The organism is Streptomyces sp. NPDC031497 (assembly GCF_055580905.1).
Genome location: NZ_JBVIKO010000028.1, coordinates 84,740 through 99,074 on the forward strand (window position 1 = coordinate 84,740; position 14,335 = coordinate 99,074).

Genomic DNA, 14,335 nt, shown 5'->3' on the forward strand with positions numbered 1-14,335 from the left:
CTTTCGAAGGACCGCTCATTCCTTCGTCGATCCCGCCAGCATCCCTGACACCAAGGTGCGTTGAGAAAAGAGGAACAGGACCAGGACCGGCAGGATCGCGATGATGATGGCCAACGCCAGTTCGGGGATGGTGACGTTCAGGCCCGCGCCTGCCACCGGGTTGAACGACGGGGTGGAGGTGAGGAGTTGGTTCAGGCCCACCTGGACGGGGAACTGCTTGCTGTTCGGGAGGACCAGGTAGGGGAGGAAGAAGTTGTTCCAGTTGCCTACGAAGCTGAAGAACGCGACCAGGCCGATCACCGGCTTCGCCAGCGGTAGCGCGATGCGGGAGAAGAGCTGCCACTCGGTGCAGCCGTCGATCCGAGCGGCCGACAGCAGGTCCCTGGGCAGGCTGCTGCCGAAGTAGATGTACACGAGGTACACGCCGAACGGGTAGAAGGAGAAGGGCAGGATCACCGACCAGACGGTGCCGATCAGGTGGAAGCGGTTGAGCTCCAGGAAGACCGGCAGCACCAGGGTGGCCTGCGGCATGATCATGGTGACCAGGGTGATCACGAGGAGCGTCCTGCGGCCCCTGAACTTCGTCAGGGCCAGGGCGTAGCCGGCCGGGACGCTGACGGCGAGGGTCAGGACGAGGGAACCGCCGGAGTAGATCGCCGAGTTCTTCAGCCAGGTGAGCATCGCGCCGTCCTGGAACGCGAAGAGGTGCCGCCAGGCCGCGCCGATCTGGTGGAACGAGCCGAAGGACAGCGGGTTGTCGCGGACCATCTCCCCCGCCGTCTTGGACGGGGCGAGCAGCAGCCAGACCACCGGCAGGACGAAGAACACCAGAAGGAAGGCCAGCAGGACGGCCACGACCAGGAAGGAGAGGGCCCGGGACGGGCGGACGCCGCGCCGGGTCGCCGCTGCCGGGGAGAGAGTTGATTGCGTCATGACTCATCCAACTTGAACAGGTTCGAGCGGGCGACCAGCAGGCCCGCGGCCAGCAGTCCCACGGCGAGCAGGACGACGGAGATGGCGGCGGCGCCGTTGAAGTCGCCCTGCTGGAAGGCGTACACATAGGCGAGCTGGTTGGGCGACCAGGTGGGGCTGACCCGGCCGAGGCTGGCCGTCTGGAGCAGCTGGGGCTCGACGAACAGCTGGGTGCCGGTCGCGAACGCCATGATGGTCATGTAGACGATCCACTGCCGGATCATCGGGATCTGGATGTGCCAGGCGGTCCGCCAGGGACCCGCGCCGTCCATCCGGGCCGCTTCGAGGACCTCGTCGGGGATGTTGTTGAGCGCCCCGTACATCACCACCATCCAGCCGCCCGCGCCGGTCCAGAAGGCGATGAGCATGAGGATCCACGGCAGGTTGGCGGGGGCGAGGACGGCCGCGAAGGTCTGCATGCCCATGCTCTTCAGCAGCCAGGACACCGGGCTGACGTCGGGATCCAGCATGAACAGCCAGACCAGGACGCTGGCCACGCCGGCGAGGGCGCCTGGGATGTAGTAGAGGAAGCGGAAGAGGGCGGAGGTGCCGGGGCGGACCCGGCTGCGCAGGATCACCGCGACCAGGACGACCAGGACCACGAGCGCGACCAGCCACAGCAGCAGGTAGATCAGCATGTGGCCGAAAGCCGGCCCGAAGCGGTAGTCCTGGACCACCTTCACGAACTGGTTCAGGCCGGTGAACTGGCCCCGGTCGTTGGTGAACGCCAGGTAGAAGGAGTAGCCGGTCGGGACGACGCCGAAGGCGAGCAGCAGCAGCGCGTAGCCGGCGACGAAGAAGTAGCCCGCACGGCCGCGGCCGCCGCGCCGCGGCAGGGTGCCGCGGCGCGGGGAGGAGACGGCGACGCGCTCGGTCTCCAGCAGGGTCACTGGTTCTCCACCTTGTATCCGTGCGCCTTGGCCTCGTTGCCGATCTCCTGCTGCCAGGCCGGCAGCGTGTCGGTCAGGCTCTTTCCGGCGGTCAGCGCGGGCAGGACGACACTGGACCAGGCGGTGGCGTCCGAGAACCTGGTGTTCGACCAGCCGGTCCACACCTCGTCGGCGGCCTGCTCGAACGCGCCGCTGACGTCGCCGGCGAAGTAGTCGCTGTTGGCCGGGTTCTTCAGCCAGGCCTGCGCGGCCTTGGTGTAGGCGGGGTAGGTGGGCGCGGACGCCTGGTTCTCGTCGGACGTGGTCAGCCAGGTGACCAGGTCCGTGGAGGCCTTGAGGTTGGCGCTGTGCGAGGACACCATCCACACCCCGCCGCCGACGTTGCCGGTGGCCGCCTTCGTCTCGCCCTTCCAGGTGAGCGGGGGTGCCGCGGCCATCTGCTTGGCCGGGGCGTTGAAGGCCGCCTTGAAGAGGTACTGGCCGTACCAGGACGGGCCGTACGCCATCAGGACCTTGCTGCCGCTCTCCTTGGCGAAGCCCTGGCTGAAGAAGCCCTTCGTGGTGACGGCCTTGGCGTCGATCAGGCCGTCCAGGAGCTTCGCCGTGCGGGTGCAGTTCGGGTCCTGCAGGTCGGTGCGCAGGGTGTCCGGCTTCACCAGGTCGAACGCCGGGCACTGCCCGGACCAGAAGTACGACTCGTGGGAGTTGGTGTCGCCGACCGAGCCGACGAGGTAACCGGGGTGCTCCTTGGCGACCTTCTTGCCGAGGGCCTCGTACTCCTCCCAGGTGGTGGGGACCTGGTAACCCCACTTGTCCATGAGGGACTTGTTGTACCAGAGGACGACCTGCGCGATGTCGTTGCGCAGGCAGTAGGTGTGGCCGTTGAACTGACAGGGCGTCAGGGAGCCCTTGGCGAAGCCGTCCAGGGTGTTCTGCGGGACGAGCTTGTCGTCCAGCGGGGCGGCGAACGGCTGCACGCCGGGCTTGGTCGGCTCGGAGGCCCAGGTGACGTCGGTGGGCGAGCCGAACACCACGTCCGGCCAGCCACTGCCGGTCCGGTCGAAGAGCTGCACCTTGGACTGGAGGTAGGTCGAGCCGTCGGCCCCGCCGTCGTACGTGACGATGTCCATCTTCACGTCCGGGTGGGCCTTCTGGTACTTCTGCACCGACGGCAGGCGGGTGGAGTCCGTCCACACCGTGATCTGCGAGCCGTCCTTCTGCGTGGCCGGCTTGAACGTCGACTGGTCGGAGGAGGAGGACTGCGCGGTGGTGTCGGCGCTGGCGCAGCCGGCCAGCAGCGCCGCGGTGGACAGCGAGAGCGCGGCGGCGGCCGTACGCAGAACGCCCGCTCTCTTGGAGACGGAAGACCTCATCGTCTTGCCTTTCTGTTCTTGCCGGTCAGCGCGGCTGTTCGACGAACGGCAGGAGTTCGCTGCCGTAGCCGAGGTCGAGGGGAAGGGCGATGCCGGGTCCCGTGGGGGCGTGGACCAGGCCCCGGTCGTCCACGTGGCGTTCGCGCACGACCGTCGTGGCGGTGACCAGGGACTCGTAGTAGGTGGTGTTGGAGATGGCCATGCACAGGTGGTGGTTGGGGATGTCCGAACCGTGCACCTCGGCGCGCAGCCGGTAGGCGTCGGCGAGGTGGGCGGTGCGCATGGCGCCGGTGATGCCGCCCCGAAGGGTGGTGCCGGCCCGGACGCCGAAGGTGGCGGCGCCGGCCCGGATGAAGTCGGCGGAGTTCATGTGGGCCCCGTCGGAGGTCTCGGCGACCAGCAACGGGACGTCGACGGCCGCGGCGAGCTGCTGGTACGCGGAGACGCTGAACTCGCGCATCGGCTCCTCGTACCAGAGGTAGTCCGCCTCGGAGAGGGCCCGCCCGAGGCGGATCGCGTCCGGCAGATCGAAGCCGGCCGAGCCGTCGTACATCAGGGGCACGTCCGGGCCGACGTGCTCGCGCAAAGCGAGGCAGAGGTCGGCGTCCCGGCGGGCGTCGCCCCAGGCGTGCAGTTTGATGCCCCGGTAGCCGAGGTCCAGGCACTGGTCGGCGACGTCGAGGAACTCCTCGGTGGTGGCGAACGTCGACGTGGAGGCGTAGGCGGGAATGGATTCGCGGAAGCCGCCGAGCAGCCGCCAGACCGGCTGGCCGTGGTAGCGGCCGGCCAGGTCCCACAGGGCGATGTCGATCAGGCCCAGGGTGGGAAGCGGGAGTTCGTGGATCCGGTCCAGCTCCCACACCCGGTGCCACAGCCACTCCCGCTGGAACGGGTCGGCCCCGACCAGTTCCTCGCGGAAGACCCGGTCCACCAGCTCGGTGAGCGTGGTGAAGGCTCCCGGGCGGGCGAACAGGGCCACCCCCTCGGCCCCCTCATCCGTGCCGATGCGCAGCACCGCGCCGTCGCCGACCGGAGCACTGCCGCTCAGACCCTCCCGCCAGCGGAAGGGCGGGCTGGCCGCCGGAACGTCGATCCGGTGTACTTCGACATGGGTGATCTTCATCCTGGCTTTCGTTTCTGTGGGTGCGGGGACGGCTCTTCGGCTGACCGCTCAGAAGCCGCCGTACGCCTGGAGCTCGTAGACGCTGCCGCCGTTCCAGCTGGAGCCGGTGACGGTCAGGCGCAGGTAGCGGGCGGTGACGGGCTCGTCGGCGAAGGAGTAGTTGGTCTGCGCGACGGTGTCGGCCGCGGTGTGGTCCTCGAAGGTCGACCAGTTCGCGCCGTCGGTGGAGTACTCCAGGCGGTATTTGTAGCCGCCCGCCTTCTCGAAGGTGGTGACGACGGCGGAGACGCTGGTGTCCTTGCCGAGGTCCACCTGGAGCCAGGACGGGTCGGGCAGGCCGAGGCCCTGCGCCCAGCGGGTCGCCAGGTCACCGTCGAACGCCTTCGCTGGAACGTGTCCTTCCGAGTCGGAGGACGCCGTCGCCGTCCTGTTCAGGGCCAGGTCGTCGTCCGGCGGGGTGGTGACCTCAGCCGCCGCACTGGGGTCGGAGGCGTTGAGCTCCGCGTCGCGGGCGACGACGGTGAAGGAGTACTTCGTCCCGGGCTTCAGGCCCGAGACCCGGTACGTCGTGTCACCGGTGACGGCGATCCGCGTGCCGTCCTGGTAGACGACGTAGCTGGTCACGCCGGTGTCGTCGGTGGCGGCGGGCCAGCTGACATCCACCAGGCTGGGCAGCAGCGCCTTGGCGGTGGGCCGGCCGGGGCTGCTGGGGGCGGTGTGGTCGGCGCCGGGTGCGCGGGCGGTGCCGTAGACCTGGAAGTCGTAGATGCTGCCGCCGTTGCCGCTGGAGCCGGTCACGGTGAGCCGTACGAAGCGGCCGGTGACCGGGGTGCCGGTGTCGGCGTAGTCGGTCTGCGCGGTGGTGCTGTCGGCGGTGTGGTCCGCGAGGGTCCCCCAGTGGACCTCGTCGGGCGACACCTCGATGCGGTACTTGTAGCCGCTGCTCTTCTCGAAGGTGGTGATCGCGCCGGTCACGTCGTACGACGCTCCCAGGTCGACCTGGATCCAGGACGGGTCGGGCAGGCCGAGGCCCTGCGCCCAGCGAGTGGAGAGGTCGCCGTCGACCGCCTTGGCCGGGACGTTGCCCTCGGAGTCGGAGGACGCGGTGACCGGCTTCTTCAGCGCCAGGTCCGAGCCGTCGGGCATGGTGACCTTCAGCGACCTGCTCGGCGCGGACTCGTTGCCGGCCGCGTCACGGGCGGTGACGGTGAAGGTGTACGTCTGACCCGCCGTCAGGCCGGAGAGACGTACCGAGGCCTTGCCGGAGGCGCTGACCAGCTTGCCGTCCCGGAAGACCGAGTAGCCGGTGACCCCGGTGTCGTCCGTGGCGGCGCTCCAGCTGAGGTCGGCCACGGTCGGGAAGTCGGTGACCGAGGCCAGGTCGCCGGGTGCGGTGGGCGCCTGGTGGTCGGTGACCGCGGGGTCCGGGTCGAGATGCTGGTACGGCTTCTCCAGGCCGGCGTTGTCCACGATCGAGGCGGGCAGCTGGTCGCAGGAGCCGACCGTGGTGTTGCCGCTGACGTCGTTGTTCTGGCTCAGGTACTGGACGCTGAAGGCGGGCTGGGTGGTGTAGTTGCCCGTCGCCGCGTTGTCCTGGGCGTGGTTCATCAGCAGCCACTGGAAGGCGACGTCACAGAACGCGTTGCCGGTGTTCTCCCAGTGCCGGCTGCCCTCGTCGTGGTAGACGGCGCCGTAGGCGGGGGCCGGGACGCCGTGGATGTAGTTGCCGGTCACCTTGCCGCCGGGGTCGCTGCTGAGCGTGTAGATCGCTCCGCCGTCGGCCTGCGACTGCATGATGTCGCTGATCTCGTTGTCGCTGACGACGTTGTCACGGCTGATCGTCGGGGTGTCCGAGACCGGGATGCCGGCGTTGTTCGGATAGGCCGAGTTGCCGCCCTGGTCGGTCAGGCCCCAGCCCCAGCCGACGGAGATGCCGCTGTAGGGCAGGTCGTGGACCTTGTTGTGGGTGATCACCGTGGAGTCGGTGTAGCCGGCCAGGATGCCCAGCGAGCCGTTGTACTGGTCGGCGACCTTGGTGACGACGTTGTCGTTCACCAGGGTGTCCTTGGTGATGTCACGGGGATCGTCCGGGTGGGCGTCGCCCCAGGTGACTCCGCCGATCTGGATGCCGGTCGCGGCGATCTGGCGGAAGATGTTGCCGGTGATCGTGGTGTGCTGGGTGCCGGTGTTCAGGTTCAGGCCGACGGCGCCGAGGTGCGTGAAGGTGTTGCCGGTGAACTCGATGCCCTGGCCGTGGCTGACGTTGACGGCTCCGGGCGTCTTCTTCCAGTTCAGGCGCGTGGAGTCGAAGGTCGGGTTGTCGTCACCGACCATCCGGAAGCCGGCCTGGCCCTCGATGAGCCCGTCTGCCGAACTCGGTTCGAGCCAGGTGGAGTAGGAGAAGGTGATGCCCTGGAAGGACACGTTCGCGACGGGGTGGTCGCGGGTGCCGTTCAGGTCCACCAGGTCCTGGACCACGGGGACGGTGACGTCCGCGGTCTTCATGTTCTCGCCCTGCTCGGGCATGTAGTAGATCTCGCCGGCGCTCTTGTCCAGGTACCACTCCCCCGGGCTGTCCAGCAGCTCGCGGGCGTTCTCCAGCCAGGTCGGGTTCTGGATCTCCTGGCCCTGCTGGAGGTTGGCGTTGTGCCAGCACGGCTGCCGCATCGTCATCGTGGTGCCGGAGATCGACTCCACCGGGCAGCGCATCAGCTTCCAGCCCCAGGAGCTGACCACTTCGAGGTCCGCGGGGTGCTTGTAGGCGCTGATACTGCTGTCGGTGAAGGTGTAGCCGGTGGCCGTCTTGCTGAAGCCCGAAGGGTTCTTCCCGCTGCGGGCGCGGGTCCGCAACTCGCCGTTCACGTACAGCTGGCGGGTGTCGAGGCCGGTCAGCTTCGCCTTGTAGACCTTGCCGTCGGCGTCGGCCTTGGTCCAGCCGGTGACCTGCTTGCCGCCGCTGACCACCGGGTGTGCGCCGGGCGCGGCCTCGTAGACGATCCGCTGCCCGTCCCGGCCGGAGTCCTGGGCGGTGAGGGCGAAGGTACGACTGAGCCGGTACGTGCCGGACAGCAGCCGGACGTGGATGTCGCCGTCGGCCTTGCTCTTGGCGTCGCGCACGTAGTCCCGTGCGTGTTCCAGGGTCTTGAAGGGGTGGTCGGCGCTGCCCCGGCCGGTGTCCTTGCCGGTCGGGGAGACGTAGACGGTGAGCCCGGACGCTTTCGGAGCCGCCTGGGCGGGGGCGACGGCCAGGGGGGCCATCGCCAGGGCGACGGGCAGGGCGGCTATGAGGGTTCTCGGCAGGGGCACGGCTCTGGCCCTGCGCGCAGACAGAAGAGACACGGAGATCCAATCGTCTGAGGGATGAAGCATCGGAACCGGGTCGTCCGCCCGGTTCTGGGGGTGCCGACGGGCGCCGTACGGGTGCGGGCCTGTGGGGGCTCCCCGCACCTCTGAAGGGGCGCCAGGTGCACGCCCCTGAAAGGGGCGCGGGGAACTGCGCGACCAGCCCCCACCGGGCCGCACCGCGTCGACCGGCCTACGACACCGATGTCCGCGGCGGAAGGCCGGAGTCCCCGGGACCGCTGTCCGACGACGGCCGCGCGGTTGCCCCGGGGGCGGCGCGGTCGCCGAGGTTGAACAGCCGGTCGCGGATCTTCCGCTCGAACTGGCTCTGCGTGGTGGCGATGTGCTCCACCATCAGCTCGCTCGCGAGATCGGCCTCCCCCGCGGCGACCGCCTCCGCGATGGCGAGATGCTGTCGTGCGGCGACCTCCAGCGAGCCGGGGGCGTCGCCGTGGAAGAGCAGCACGTCGGACTGGGACGCGAGGCGCCGTACCCCGGCGACGCTCGACCGCAGGAAGACGTTGTGCGAGGCCGCGCCCACCGCGTCGTGGAAGGCCTCGTCGGCCCGGGCGAAGGCATGTCCGTCGTTCTGCTGGGCCGCCGTCAGTGAACTCCCCGCGCCCTCCCGGATGGTGCGGACCTCGATGGGGGTGGCGAGGCCGGCGGCCCGGCGGGCCGTCTCCGACTCGATCACCGTGCGGTAGTCGAGGAGCATCAGGACGTCTTCCATGCTCGTCGGCCGGAAGTGCGACAGCTGGTCGTCCACCAGCCCGCCGGACACCTCCGCGACGAAGATGCCCGCACCCCGCCGCACGCTCAGCCGGCCGATGGCGGCGAGGACCTTGACGGCCTCACGCGTGACGTTGCGGGACGCCCCCAGGATCTCGGCCAGGCCCGCCTCCGTGGGGAGCCGGTCACCCGGTCGCAGGTTCTGTTCGGCGATGTGCTCCAGGAGTTGTTCGGCGACCAGCTCGTACCCCGGCCGGTAGGGACCGTCGGAGACCGGTGACGGATCGGCCACGGTGTACCCCCTCATCGATGTTCGGATTAATCTGGTTCATCGGCGGTGGTCACTATGACATCCGCGTTACACGGAGGGAAGATGTCGGACGGAACTGGCTTCAAGTGCCTGATGAGGCAAGGGGATACCGCCCGTAGGCGACATCCCCCGGACCATTGCGCGGGAAGGATCTGATCCTTAGGGTCCTGCCCGTCGGATGAAACTGATTCTTCGCCGTTCGTCTCTCAGGAAGGAGAGGTGAGTCAGATGCAGCGCTTCGCCGCCGTCATCCGGTTGCGCCCGGAGAAGGAGTCGGAGTACCGCGCACTGCACGCCGCCGCGTGGCCGGGCGTGCTGGCGGCCCTCAAGCGTGCCGGGATCGGCAACTACTCGATCTTCCTGCGGGACGGGCTGCTGTTCAGCTACCTCGAGTACTCGGGGACCGACTACGCCGCCGACACCGCGCAGATCGCCGCCGACCCGGTGACACGCGAGTGGTGGGCCCTGACCGACCCATGTCAGCAGCCGCTGGACACGGTGGCCGAGGGTGAATGGTGGGCCCCCGCCGAGGAGGTCTTCCACCTCGACTGAGGGCCCACGAAGGGACGCCGGGCCGTCAGCCCGTCGCGTCCACCAGCGCCAGGTCGTGCAGCCGCTCCGGTGGGCCGGGACGGGCGTAGTACCAGCCCTGGGCCGTGTCGCAGCCCAGTATCCGGAGTTGTTCCGCCTGGGCACCCGTCTCCACGCCCTCCACCGTGACCGCGAGGTCCAGGCTGTGGGCCAGGGAGACGATGCCCTCCACGATCTTGAGGTCGACCGGGTCCGCCGGGAACTGCTGCATGCTCTGGGTGAAGGAGCGGTCCAGTTTGAGGATGCTCACCGGGAGGCGGCGGAGGTTGGCGAGGTTGGAGTAGCCGGTGCCGAAGTCGTCCAGGGCGATGTCGACGCCCATCTCGGCGAGCCGGCGCAGGGGCTTGAGGAGGTCGTCGTCGGCGCCGATCAGGGCCGACTCGGTGACCTCCAGGCAGAGCGCGTCGGGGGCCACTCCGGTCCGCTCCAGGATGTCCACCGTGTCCTGGACCAGGCCGGGGTGGCTGAGCTGGCACGGCGACAGGTTGACGTTGATCCGCAGCGGGCCGGCGCCGGCCTGCTCGCCGTAGCGTTCCCCCCATTCGCGGGCCTGGCGGATCGACTCCTCCAGGACCCAGCGGCCGAGCGGCACGATCAGGCCCGTGTGTTCGGCGAGCGGGATGAACCGGTCGGGGCCGAGGACGCCGTGCTGCGGGTGCAGCCAGCGGACCAGCGCCTCGGCCCCGCGCACGCTGCCGTCGCCGAGGTGGACCAGCGGCTGGTACTCGATGAAGAACTCGTTGCGGTCCAGGGCCGCGGGGAGCGCGGTGGTCAGGCCGTGCCGCGTGATGGCGCGGGCGTCGGCCTCCGGGTCGGCCAGCTCGAAGCGGTTGCCGCCCGCCGACTTGGCCCGGTACATCGTGATGTCGGCGCTGCGCAGCACCTCGGCCGGGGTCCGCTCGCCCGCCGGGCCCTCGACGATGCCGATGGAGCCCCGGACCATGAGTTCGCGGCCGTCGATGCTGATCGGGGTCACCAGGGCGTTCATGATGCGGTCGGCCAGGTCGTCGACCTCGCGTTGGGTGGCCGGTCCGGTGGTCAGCGCCACGAACTCGTCGCCGCCGAGCCGGGCGACCATCTCGCCGGGCGCGGTGGCGCAGGACTGCAGCCGGTCGGCGACCTCCACCAGCAGCCGGTCACCCGCCGAATGGCCGAGGCTGTCGTTGATGGTCTTGAAGCCGTCCAGGTCGAGGTAGCACAGCCCGAAGCGCTGGCCCTGACCGGCGGCCAGGACCTTCTCCAGGCGCTCGAAGAACAGCGTGCGGTTGGGCAATCCGGTGAGCGCGTCATGGGTGGCCTCGTAGCGCAGCCGCAGGTTGAGCAGCCGGCGCTCGGTGGTGTCCTCCATGAGGGCCAGCTGGTACTGCGGGTCGCCGTCCGGGTCCCGGAGCAGGGAGACGGTCAGGTTGGTCCACAGGACCGTTCCGTCGGAGCGGTTGAACGCCTTCTCGACGTGGTAGTGCTCGCGTTCGCCGCGCACCAGCTCCTCGTAGAGCCGCCAGGTCTGCGGCGCGTCCTCGGGGTGCGCCCACTCCATGACCTTGCGGCCGCGCAGGGTCTGCTCGGAGCCGCCGAACATGCGCAGCAGCGCACCGTTGACCTGAAGGACGTTGCCCTCCAGATCGGCGATGCAGATTCCTATCGCCGCGCCCTCGAAGACGGCGCGGAAGCGGGCCTCGCTGGCGTGCAACGCCTGCGCGACCACACCCTGGGCCCGCAACGCGGCCTGCGCGATGGCCTCCTGCTCGGCCAGCGTACGCTCACGCAGCGCCTGGGCGAACCCGGCGGCCATCGCGTGCTGGATCCGCGAGGAACGCATCCGCAGCTCGTCCTGGGGGCCGTCCGCACCGCAGTACAGGGCCAGATAGGCGTCGACGCAGTCGAGGGTGCGGGTGAGCGCCTCGGGGTCGGTGCAGTGCGCGTCGATCAGCGCGGCCCCCACCTGCCGGGTCTCCTCGGCGTCGAAGCCGTGCGCCAGCAGCACCTCGCTCAACCGGCGTGCCAGCGGGAGGAGTTGCTCTTCGAACTCCGGCCGGGTCAGGGACGTCGAGGTCACCGGGAACACCGCCCGGCTCCAGATCGTCGCGAACCGGCGCAGTCTGTCCTCCGGGCCGTCCGGCTCCGCGATCACGCCGCGATCCCCACGCCGGCGAATCCGGAGAAGGCATACGGATCCTCGTCCTCCGGCGCCGACTCCGGCCGCCAGTGGGGCATCGGCACCAGTCCGGGTTCCACCATGTCGTACCCCTCGAAGAACCGTGCGATCTCGTCGCGCGAACGCATGATGAGCGGGTTTCGAATGTCCTTGTATACGTCCACGGCGCTCTCGGCCCGCTCGGGAGGCAGCGGGATTCCCTCGTACGAGGCATGCGTGAGGATCAGCAGGCTGCCGGGCGCGAGCGCTTCGCGCAGCTGTACCACTGTCCCGTAGGGGTCGTCCGCGTCTTCCACGAAGTGCAGTATGGCAACGAGGAGCAAGGCGACTGGCCGATTCAAGTCGATAAGGCGGCTCACCTGAGGGCTCGACAGGATCTCCTGGGGCTTGCGGAGGTCCGCGGCGACCACGTCCGCCTCCTCGTTGCCCGCGAGCACGGCCTGGCTGTGGGCCACGGCCACCGGGTCGTGGTCGACATACACCACGTGTGCGCCGGGGTGCGCCGTCTGGGCCACCTCGTGGACGTTGCCGAAGGTGGGGATGCCGGAGCCGATGTCCAGGAACTGGTCGATGCCGGCCTCCACGGCGTAGCGGACGGCGCGCCGCATGAAGGCACGGTTGGCCTGCATGATCTTCGGCAGGCCCGGCAGGTACGTCATCGCCTTGCGGGCCGCTTCCCGGTCGACCTCGAAATTGTGCGAACCGCCCAGGTAGTAGTCGTAGATACGCGAAACGCTCGGCACCGAGATGTCGATGCTCCGTGGGGCCCAGGCGGGACGCTCCATGTATCTCTCCAAGGCTGAGACGATCCGGTGTTCGAGCTGAGGCTACTGATCGCCTGCGAACTGGGCGAGTAGAACCGGAAATTGACCGTCCGTTCCCGGTCACTACCTGGGAATTCCGGGTGCGCTTTGGGGGTGTTCGGGCAGTCCGCCGGATGCGGGTGCGACGCAGAGCACATACGGGTGCGGCACAAAGCACAGGAGCCCGCCCCCTCCGTGCGGTGCGGAGGGGGCGGGCGGTCGTGCGCCGTTGTGTCGTCGTCCGGGACTCTCGCTGGCCTCTGCCCTCCCTTCCGCGATGCGCGAATGTGGACTTGGGCGGGGCGATCAACCCTGGGGAGGTGATCCCTTACTTGCTCGGCGCGCCGACCAGCTTTCCTTCGGGCGAGACGGCGTACCAAGTGCCGCCGACACCCTGACCGTTGGTGTCCCCGGCCTTCGCGTCACCGGAGAACGTGTAGATCGGCCAGCAGTCGACCGTCATCTGCTTCTGGCCGTTGTCGGGCCGGGTGAAGCCCATCAGGCCCTTCTTCTCGATGCCCTTGGTGTCGTTGGTCGCGACCTCATCGACGGCCGGCCACTTCGCCAGGCAGTCACCGGTGCAGTTCGAGACGGACTTGGGCCATGCCTTGTCCTTGATGAAGCGGTAGACCGTCATGCCGTTCTTGTCGACGACGATGTCACCGAGCTTGGCGTCCTTGCGGACGGACAGGCCGGGCAGGTCGGCCAGGGTGGCCTTCTTGCCGTCGGGGGCCAGCGCGAACCACTTGCCGCCCACGCCCTGGCCGTTCACGTCACCGGCGTTGACGTCCTTGGCGTAGCGGTAGACCGGCCAGCCGCCGACGGTCAGCTGCTTGGTGCCGTCGGTGCGGGTGACCTCGCCGAGCAGCGCCTTGTCGATGCCCTCGCCGGCCGAGGCGTCGTCGGCGGGCACCGGCGGCCAGGTGGTGGCGCAGTCGCCATCGCAGTTCGACTTGGGAGGGTTGGCGGTGTCCGCGTCGAATCGGTAGAGGGTGAGGCCACTGCCGTCGGTCAGCACCTTGCCCAGATCGGGGTTGCTGGCGACAGTCAGCTTGCCCGCGGGGGCGACGGCGGCCGGAGAACTGGAAGCCTGACTGCCGTCCGCGCCGTAACCGTTGCCGGCACCGGTGGAGGGGCTGGTCACACTGCCCACGCTGCCGACACCGGCCGGGGCCGTGGCACCCACGTTCTGGGCCGCCGAGGACGGAGTGGTCACGTTGTCCTGACCGCATCCCGTCGTCAAGGCAAGCACGCCTGCGGCCGTGGCCACCAGAGAGGCGCTCCTCCAGGAGGTCTTCATCTTCAACTCCCCATACATCGCCTGGATATTGCAGCGCCTGTGTTCCGCCGCACGACACCAGGTACGGACGCCGGGGGCCGAAGTGTTCAACGGCCGCACAGATTTCTTTCCGGACACTGTGCCGCCGGTGCCCGTCCCGCACGGACGTACGCTTCGAGCCAACCGACGGGGCGTGTGATTCAAACCGGTTTACGCCATCCGTCCCCCGTTCGGGCCAATCCCTCCGCACTCCGGCGTGCGACGGCACTCGACGCCTCATGATCTCGGTCGTGCATGCACCCGAAGCGACCCGACTCGCGCCCGTCCCGAGGGTGTTGGCTCTGCTGACACTCACCTGGACCCTGGTGGGCTGCCCGGTCGGCACGGCGTCGGCCGACGCCTGCGCCTACGCCTCGACGGGCCCCGACGGCGTTCACGCGGTGGCCGTCGCCGGCGGCTCCTGGCCCACTCCCCCGCCCTGCCCACCTCCCACACCGCCGCCCTGCCCCACGCCGACACCCACGCCCACCCCCACGCCGACGCCCCCACCGCCTCCGAAACCGACCCCCACACCCAAGCCCACGCCCAAGCCCACGCCGACACCGAAACCCACTCCGAAGCCACCGCGCCCCACCCCGCCGGCCCCGGAGCCACCGCCGCCACCGCCGCCCCGGCGGGCGCCGGCTCCGAAGCCCGCGCCCACCCCGCCACCGGCTCCCCAGCCCAAGCCGAGGCCGACGCCCACCCCGACCCCGTCGCCGAAGCCCA

10 protein-coding genes are annotated in these 14,335 nt (G+C 69.5%); 1 reads left to right on the plus strand and 9 read right to left on the minus strand.

The window, feature by feature from the left end:
- Window positions 1-15 precede the first annotated feature (15 nt).
- From ACZ5K7_RS39670 to ACZ5K7_RS39695, 6 genes are all read right to left on the minus strand, one after another.
- Entirely contained in the window at window positions 16-933 is a 918-nt protein-coding gene (locus ACZ5K7_RS39670) for a carbohydrate ABC transporter permease (protein WP_351703716.1), read from the minus strand.
- Entirely contained in the window at window positions 930-1,862 is a 933-nt protein-coding gene (locus ACZ5K7_RS39675) for a carbohydrate ABC transporter permease (protein ID WP_450972644.1), read from the minus strand. Before ACZ5K7_RS39675 ends, ACZ5K7_RS39670 begins: the two co-directional genes overlap by 4 nt.
- Window positions 1,859-3,235, minus strand: a complete 1,377-nt coding sequence (locus ACZ5K7_RS39680) for an ABC transporter substrate-binding protein (protein ID WP_468921811.1) — start codon at window positions 3,233-3,235, stop codon at window positions 1,859-1,861. The genes ACZ5K7_RS39675 and ACZ5K7_RS39680 overlap by 4 nt, the downstream gene beginning before the upstream one ends.
- Window positions 3,236-3,260: 25 nt before the next feature.
- Window positions 3,261-4,358: an enolase C-terminal domain-like protein gene (locus ACZ5K7_RS39685; protein WP_468921814.1), complete on the minus strand. Its 1,098-nt coding sequence runs from the start codon at window positions 4,356-4,358 to the stop codon at window positions 3,261-3,263.
- Between the two features lie 48 nt (window positions 4,359-4,406).
- The gene (locus ACZ5K7_RS39690) at window positions 4,407-7,616 is read right to left on the minus strand and encodes a discoidin domain-containing protein (RefSeq protein ID WP_468921880.1); all 3,210 of its coding nucleotides are present in this window, start codon (window positions 7,614-7,616) and stop codon (window positions 4,407-4,409) included.
- Between the two features lie 277 nt (window positions 7,617-7,893).
- Complete coding sequence (locus ACZ5K7_RS39695) at window positions 7,894-8,721, minus strand: FadR/GntR family transcriptional regulator (protein WP_468921816.1); 828 nt, start codon at window positions 8,719-8,721, stop codon at window positions 7,894-7,896.
- Window positions 8,722-8,967: 246 nt separating this feature from the next.
- On the opposite strand from ACZ5K7_RS39695, the gene ACZ5K7_RS39700 reads away from it, so the two are divergent.
- Entirely contained in the window at window positions 8,968-9,291 is a 324-nt protein-coding gene (locus ACZ5K7_RS39700) for an L-rhamnose mutarotase (protein WP_351703832.1), read from the plus strand.
- 25 nt (window positions 9,292-9,316) lie between these two features.
- Here ACZ5K7_RS39700 and ACZ5K7_RS39705 read toward each other — a convergent pair whose 3' ends face one another.
- The 3 genes from ACZ5K7_RS39705 to ACZ5K7_RS39715 form a co-directional block, all read right to left on the minus strand.
- Window positions 9,317-11,461: a putative bifunctional diguanylate cyclase/phosphodiesterase gene (locus ACZ5K7_RS39705; RefSeq protein ID WP_351703701.1), complete on the minus strand. Its 2,145-nt coding sequence runs from the start codon at window positions 11,459-11,461 to the stop codon at window positions 9,317-9,319.
- Window positions 11,458-12,270 (minus strand): SAM-dependent methyltransferase, encoded by an 813-nt coding sequence (locus tag ACZ5K7_RS39710; RefSeq protein WP_351703698.1) that lies wholly within the window; start codon window positions 12,268-12,270, stop codon window positions 11,458-11,460. The genes ACZ5K7_RS39705 and ACZ5K7_RS39710 overlap by 4 nt, the downstream gene beginning before the upstream one ends.
- A 346-nt stretch (window positions 12,271-12,616) precedes the next feature.
- The gene (locus ACZ5K7_RS39715) at window positions 12,617-13,588 is read right to left on the minus strand and encodes an SCO0930 family lipoprotein (protein WP_351703695.1); all 972 of its coding nucleotides are present in this window, start codon (window positions 13,586-13,588) and stop codon (window positions 12,617-12,619) included.
- Between the last annotated feature and the right edge of the window lie 747 nt (window positions 13,589-14,335).

Excerpts from the sequence above, each read along its gene's own strand:
- ACZ5K7_RS39670 (WP_351703716.1), bottom strand. The coding sequence starts at position 933 with ATGACGCAATCAACTCTCTCCCCGGCAGCGGCGACCCGGCGCGGCGTC.
- ACZ5K7_RS39680 (WP_468921811.1), bottom strand. The coding sequence starts at position 3,235 with ATGAGGTCTTCCGTCTCCAAGAGAGCGGGCGTTCTGCGTACGGCCGCC.
- ACZ5K7_RS39685 (WP_468921814.1), bottom strand. The coding sequence starts at position 4,358 with ATGAAGATCACCCATGTCGAAGTACACCGGATCGACGTTCCGGCGGCC.
- ACZ5K7_RS39690 (WP_468921880.1), bottom strand. The coding sequence starts at position 7,616 with ATGGCCCCCCTGGCCGTCGCCCCCGCCCAGGCGGCTCCGAAAGCGTCC.
- ACZ5K7_RS39700 (WP_351703832.1), top strand. The coding sequence starts at position 8,968 with ATGCAGCGCTTCGCCGCCGTCATCCGGTTGCGCCCGGAGAAGGAGTCG.
- ACZ5K7_RS39710 (WP_351703698.1), bottom strand. The coding sequence starts at position 12,270 with ATGGAGCGTCCCGCCTGGGCCCCACGGAGCATCGACATCTCGGTGCCG.
- ACZ5K7_RS39715 (WP_351703695.1), bottom strand. The coding sequence starts at position 13,588 with ATGAAGACCTCCTGGAGGAGCGCCTCTCTGGTGGCCACGGCCGCAGGC.